Here is a 6,498-nt window from a genome sequence, read left to right as displayed (position 1 = left end):
TCACTGCGTTCGCTCATGTCGGCTCCTCGCTGGCGCTCGGCTCCGTCATGCGCGAGGCGCGCTGGCACATGATTCGCTCACTGCGTTCGCTCATGTCGGCTCCTCGCTGGCGCTCGGCTCCGTCATGCGCGAGGCGCGCTGGCACATGATTCGCTCACTGCGTTCGCTCATGCCGGCTCCTCGCCCACGTTCGACTCCGGCGTACGCGTTGCGCGCCCACACGAGCTTCTCATCGGTGCGCCTCCGGTTCGCCGAGTACCGCGCCGACGTACACCGCGGGATCGTGCAGGTCGGCGGCGGCGCGGTCGGCGATGCCGAGGATCGGGCCCGCCAGCACGGTGAGGCCGAGGCCGACCGCGGCCAGCGCCATGGTCGACAGCAGCATCAGCGGCGGGATGCGGCCGGGATCGGTGCGCTCGTCGTAGAGCACGTCGGTCGAATCCTCGATCAGGGTGGGCGGATTCGCCGCCGCGAGGTGTCCTTCCGGCGCTTCGGTGCGCGGCCGCCAGAACACTTTGGCCCAGACCCGCGCGATCGCGTAGAGCGTCAGCAGGCTGGTGAGCACGGCGCCCGCGACCAACACCCAGGCCAGCACGCTGCCGTCGGACGCGCCGGCCTGGAGTAGCGCCACCTTACCGATGAACCCCGAAAAGGGCGGTATGCCACCGAGATTCAGCGCGGGCACCAGGAACAGCACGCCGAGCACCGGACTCGCCGCAGCCAGCCCGCCGAGCCTGCGCAGCGAGGTGGATCCGGCCTGCCGCTCGATCAGGCCGACCACGAGGAACAGGGTGGTCTGCACCAGAATGTGATGCGCCACATAGAAAACCGCGCCCGCCAGTCCCGCCGTGGTGGCGAGCCCGACACCGAAGATCATGTACCCGATGTGGCTGACCAGCGTGAACGAGAGCAGCCGTCGGATGTCGTGCTGGGCGATCGCGCCGAGGATGCCGATCACCATGGTGAGCAGGCCGCAGATCAGCAGGACGGTGTCGAAGCCGCCGTCGGGGAACAGCAGCGTGTGCGTCCGGATGATCGAGTACACACCGACTTTCGTCAGCAAGCCGGCGAAGACGGCGGTCACCGGCGCGGGCGCGGACGGGTAGGAGTCGGGCAGCCAGTTCGAGAGCGGGAACACCGCCGCCTTGATACCGAAGGCCACCAGCAGCACCGCGTAGATCGCCGCGCGCACGCCGTCCGGGGCCGCGCCGAGACGAACGGCGAGCTGCGCCAGATTCAGTGTCCCCGTTGTCGCGTAGACCAAGCCGATGCCGGTCAGGAAGATCAGTGACGAGAGCATCGACACCATCACGTATCCCACGCCCGCTCGGATGCGTTCGGTGGTCGCGCCAACGGTCAGCAAGACGAACGACGCGGCGAGCAGCATCTCGAAGCCGACGAACAGGTTGAACAGGTCGCCGGCCAGGAAGGCCGCCGAAACGCCCGCTGTCAGAACGAGATACGTGGGACGGTAGATGGAGGTCGGCTGGCGCTGGTCGCCGTCGCGGATGTTCTGGCCCGCGCCGTAGATCGAGACGGCGAGCAGCACGATGGCCGAGACCAGCAGCATGGCGGAGGAGAGCCGGTCCACCACCAGCGTGATGCCGATCGGGGTTTCCCATCCGCCGACCTGCACCGCGGTGGTGCCGTCCCGGTCGGCCAGGTACAGCAGCAGGCCGGTGATGACAACGACCGCGGTGAGCGCCCCCAAAGTGACGGTGCGCTGGATGCGCGGCCTGCGTCCGAACACCAGGGTGGCCGCCGCGCCGAGCAGCGGGATGAGCACTGGCAGCGGCGTCAGCGCGGGCAATAGGTCCGGGGAGAGGGTCAATCTTCCGGATCCTCTCGGTCGCGCTGGGTCGCCACCTCAGCGTCGCCGGGATCGTTCTGGACGTCGTCGGTGGTGGTGAGCATGTAGGACCGATAGGCGAGGGACAGCACGAACGCCGCGAGGCCCATCGTGATGACGATCGCGGTGAGCACCATCGCCTGGGCCAGCGGGTCCGCCATGCCCTCGGCGTCCTCGCCGTCGCCGATGGGCGGCTCGCCGTCCGGGCCGCCGACGGTGAGGATCAGCAGGTTCACCGCGTTGCCGAACAGGATCATGCCGAGCAGCATCTTGGAGACGGCGCGCTCCAGGATCAGGTACACCCCGCAGGCGGTCAGGACGCCGATGAGGACGAGCAGGGTCAGATTCGCACTCATGCGCCGCCTCGCCAGGTTTGGGCGGGCTCGTCGGTGGTGTCGCCGAGTTCGCTGTCCAAGCGGGCGCCGAGACTGCGCAGCACGTCGAGGACGAGGCCGACCACGATCAGGTAGACGCCGAGGTCGAAGAGCAGCGAAGTGACCAGCTTGACGTGCCCGAACAGCGGCAGCGTCACCTCGACGATCGCCGAGGACAGCGGCGGCGCGCCGAGCAGCAGCGAGGTGGCCGCGGTGCCCGCCGCCAGCGTGAGCCCGGCGCCGAGCACGTGGCCCGCCTCCAGCGGCAGCGCCTCGCCGAGTTCGTAGCGGCCGCCGGCGAGGTAGCGCAGGGTCAGCGCCAGGCCCGCGGTGAGCCCGCCCGCGAAACCGCCGCCGGGGGCGTTGTGGCCCGCGAAGAAGAAGTAGATCGAGAGCACCATGATCGTCGGGAAGAGCAGGCGGGTGGTGATCTGCAGGACCATCGAGCGTTCCCGGCGATCGACCAGCCGCCCCGCGGGTAGCCAGCTGACCAGGTCCGGGTTGTAGTTCGGTGCGTCGGCGGCGCGCGGCGCCGCGCCGAATCGCCTGGTGCGGAACACCAGCGAAGCCACGCCGGTGGCGGCGACGATGAGCACCGAGATCTCGCCGAGCGTGTCCCACGCCCTGATGTCGATGAGCAGGACGTTGACCGCGTTCTTGCCGCCGCCGATCCGGTAAGCGGCCTCCGGGATGCGGCGCCAGATCGGTTCGGCGCCGCGCGCGGCGGTGGCGAAGGCGGCGAGCACCGTCACGGTCGCGCCCACCGCCGCGGCAAGCACGGCGCGGCGAGTCTTGAACGCGGCGGTCCTGCTCGCCTCGATCTCGGCGGGGAAGGCGCGCAGCACCAGCACGAAGACGACCAGCGTCAGCGTCTCCACGAGGAACTGGGTGAGTGCGAGGTCGGGTGCGCCGTGCAGCGCGAAGACGACGCCGCAGCCGTAGCCGGTGACGCCGACAACCAGCACGCTGGCGAGCCGGTTGCGCAGCACGGTGGCCGCGAACGCCATGGCCGCCATGATTCCGGCGATCGCCAGTTGCAGCGGCGAATCCCACAGGCGCAGTTCGACTCCTGTCCTGGTGCCCAGTGCGAGCAGGGCGGAGGGCAGGATGATCAGGGTGCCGAGGATGGTGGCCTGGGTCAGCGGCAGCGAGCCGCGCTGCACCGATCCGGTCATCCGGAGCGAGAGCCGGTCCATCGCGCGCAGCGTGGCGTCGTAGGCCCGGTCGGCGTTGCCGAGACGCGGATGCGCGGACTCGCCGAATCGGTTGCGCACCAGGAAAAGCGCGGAACCCGCGACGACGATCAGCACCGACAGAGCCAGCGGCAGGGTGAGCCCGTGCCACAGCGACAGATGCGAAACGAGTTCTCCCGGAAGCGTTTCCGCGTATCCGCGCAGCAGCTCGTCCAGCCATTGCGCGCCGACTCCCGCCGCGAGGCCGGCCACGGCGAGCATGGCGGGCGGCGCGAGGAACAGCCACCCCGGCGGGTGCCACGACAGCTCCTCGTCGAGCGGCCTGTCGCCGAAGGCGCCCCAGACGAAGCGGGCGCTGTAACCGACGGTCAGCATGGAACCGAGCACGATCGCCGCGCACAGTGCCGTGCGCGCGGGCGTGGCAATGGTGTCGGCGTCCAGGATCGCGCCGAGCGCACTCTCCTTGCCGACGAACCCGAGCAGCAACGGAATGCCCGCCATGCTCAGCGCCGCGAGCACCGCCACGCCGCACAGCACGGGAGCACGTCGTCCGAGCCCGGACAACTCGCGCAAATCTCGGGTCCCTGCACCGTGATCCACGATCCCGACCACCATGAACAGGCACGCCTTGAACAGTGCGTGCGCCACGATCAGCGTCGTTCCGGCCAGCGCGGCGTCCGGTGTGCCGAGCCCGAGCAGCACGATCAGGAAACCCAGCTGGCTCACGGTGCCGAAGGCGAGCAGCAGCTTCAGATCGGTCACGCGCAGCGCGCGAATGCCCGCGAGCAGCATGGTCACCGCGCCGAGGACGAGCACCATCGGCTGCCACGGCGGGGTGTTCGCGAAGACCGGCGCGAGCCGCGCCACCAGGTACACGCCCGCCTTCACCATGGCCGCGGCGTGCAGGTACGCGCTGACCGGAGTCGGCGCGGCCATCGCGCCGGGAAGCCAGAAGTGCAGCGGAACGATCGCGGACTTGCTGAGCGCGCCGACGAGCAGCAGCGCAACGGCAACCGATACCGCGACGCCGCCCGGCGGGCTCGCCGTGGCCAGCAGGTCCGACAGCAGGTAGGTGCCGTAGGTCTGCCCCAGGATGACGATGCCGACCAGCATGGCCAGCCCGCCCGCCCCGGTGACCAGCAGTGCCTGCAAGGCGGCGCGCCTGCTGGTCGCGCGCTCGGCGTGGTGGCCGACCAGGAGGAACGACAGCACCGTCGTCGCCTCCCAGAAGACGTAGAGCAGCAGCATATTGTCGCTGGTGACCAGCTCGAACATGGCACCGGCGAAGCCGACGAACTGGGCGGCGAACACGCCGAGCCTTGGTTCGTCGTCCTCGAAATAACGGGTGCAGTAGAGCAGGATCAGCGTGCCGACGCCGAGTACGAGCGCGGCCATGACGGCCGCGAGCGAATCGAAGCGAAGATCGATGTTCATCGCGATGCCGGGCGCCCAGCTCAGCCGAACCTGCTGTGTGCTATCCCAATTCGCGATCACCCAGCCGAATCCGGCCAGCGGCGCCAGCGCGAGCACCGCGAACGCGTTGCGGCCCAACACCCGTACGCACAGCGGCGCGGCCAGTGCGGCTAGCGCATGCGCGAGCAGGATTACGAGCAAACTGCACTCCGTCAGTTCGTAGCGGGCGGTGGTGCGGTTCCAGCCTACGTGGAGCCAGGGTTTTTCGCGGGACCGCCCGCTATGGCGTCAACCATGTCGAAGCGCTTCGGCTATATGTCCGCTACCTTGTTCTGCGACGCGGGAGCCGCGGGTTTGCGGTAGCTGCGCGGCCGTAACCGGTACACCAGGAGCAGGGCGATCGCGCAGCCGATCACGATCATCAGTGCCACTCGGCCCGGGGTCGCGGCGTCGGCCATGTTGTCCCGCGGCGGCCAGGTCTCGTTCTCCACCGGAAGCGCGGTGACGATGCTCGGCAGGTAGAGCGCGCCGAGGGCGAGCACGGCGCTCGGGCCGTAGCGCGGCCGGGCGGCGCCGCAGCTGTACCCGGCCGTCAACGCGAGCAGCGCCGTCGCGACGGAGTAGTACACGGCGTCGTCGCCGTGCGCGTCGAGAAACGCGAACACGGTGACGCCCATGAGGGCCAGCAGCGCCAGGAACGGCGACGGCGCGCGGAGACCGGCGAACAACCCGAGTGCGGTGAGCGCGAGCACCGCGATGACGCTCCACCAGGGCCGCGGCGCGAAACCGAGCGCGTCGGCGGTCGCCACCAGACTCACCGCGAGCAGCACGCCGATGCCGTCGCGGCCCGGCAGCAGCATGGCCGCGATCAGCGCGGCGATGATGGTGGCCGCGACGGCGATCGCGATCTCCAGGCGGTTGTCGCTCGGGGCGGAGACGTTGTTGTACTGGCCCGCCAGCCATTCGGTGGCCGCGAGGACGATCAGGCCGAGCACGGTGGCCGCGAGAATCGGTGTGATGGGCAGATCGATGGGCACGGTCGACTCGCGCTGCCGCCCGATCCGGGTGCGATGGCGGGCGACGGCGAGGAAGAGCAGAACTACCGAGATGCCGATCATCCAGCGCGGCGGTGTCTCCAGCACCGCCAACGGGTCCTGAGCGGGCACATCGAGCCAGTCGGCGAGGTCACCGAAGACGAAGAACGTCGCCGTGCCGAGCACGTAGCCGATCGCCGGGGCGGGCTTGCGTAGCGCGGCGATACCCAACGCGCCCAACAGGATTCCGCCGCATACCGAGTCGATGTAGTTCTGTGTGGTGAGCAGGTCGGCGGAGGTGACGTTGCGGCCGGCGAAGTGGTTGACGAGGAGACCGAACGCCGCGCCGAACGCCACCACCCAGCCGGTGAACGGCTTGGCGAAGGTGCTGATCAGCACCGCTACGGTGACTGCGACGACCATCCCGATCGTCGCGCCGCGCGGCGCGCTGTTGATCAGGCTGGCGATCCGGTAGGGCGTGCTCTGCGCGGTCCAGCTGAAGGTGATCGGCAGGAACAGCGCGATCCCCGCGACCGCGGCCCCGATGAAGGCCGTGACCACGTCGACTCCGTCGCCGATCCATCGCCGCACGTGGGCAACATACCCGCGCCGCGGCGCCGAATCGGTGATTGCTC

General features: G+C 69.7%; 4 protein-coding genes. All 4 read right to left on the bottom strand.

Translation table 11 applies throughout. From position 1 onward, the window contains the following. Positions 1–229: 229 nt before the first annotated feature. Positions 230–1,831 (bottom strand): Na+/H+ antiporter subunit D, encoded by a 1,602-nt coding sequence (locus AB0H50_RS06155; RefSeq protein WP_357447691.1) that lies wholly within the window; start codon positions 1,829–1,831, stop codon positions 230–232. Next, entirely contained in the window at positions 1,828–2,205 is a 378-nt protein-coding gene (locus AB0H50_RS06150) for a Na(+)/H(+) antiporter subunit C (protein WP_357447688.1), read from the bottom strand. Before AB0H50_RS06150 ends, AB0H50_RS06155 begins: the two co-directional genes overlap by 4 nt. Then, the gene (locus tag AB0H50_RS06145) at positions 2,202–5,030 is read right to left on the bottom strand and encodes a Na+/H+ antiporter subunit A (protein WP_357447686.1); all 2,829 of its coding nucleotides are present in this window, start codon (positions 5,028–5,030) and stop codon (positions 2,202–2,204) included. The genes AB0H50_RS06150 and AB0H50_RS06145 overlap by 4 nt, the downstream gene beginning before the upstream one ends. Before the next feature lie 110 nt (positions 5,031–5,140). Continuing rightward, on the bottom strand, positions 5,141–6,454 hold the full coding sequence (locus tag AB0H50_RS06140; protein ID WP_357447683.1) for a hypothetical protein: 1,314 nt from the start codon (positions 6,452–6,454) through the stop codon (positions 5,141–5,143). Positions 6,455–6,498 lie beyond the last annotated feature (44 nt).

The sequence above is a fragment of the Nocardia sp. NPDC050793 genome, from assembly GCF_040654065.1.
GTDB lineage: Bacteria > Actinomycetota > Actinomycetes > Mycobacteriales > Mycobacteriaceae > Nocardia.
This window is presented reverse-complemented; position numbering and strand designations above follow the sequence as displayed.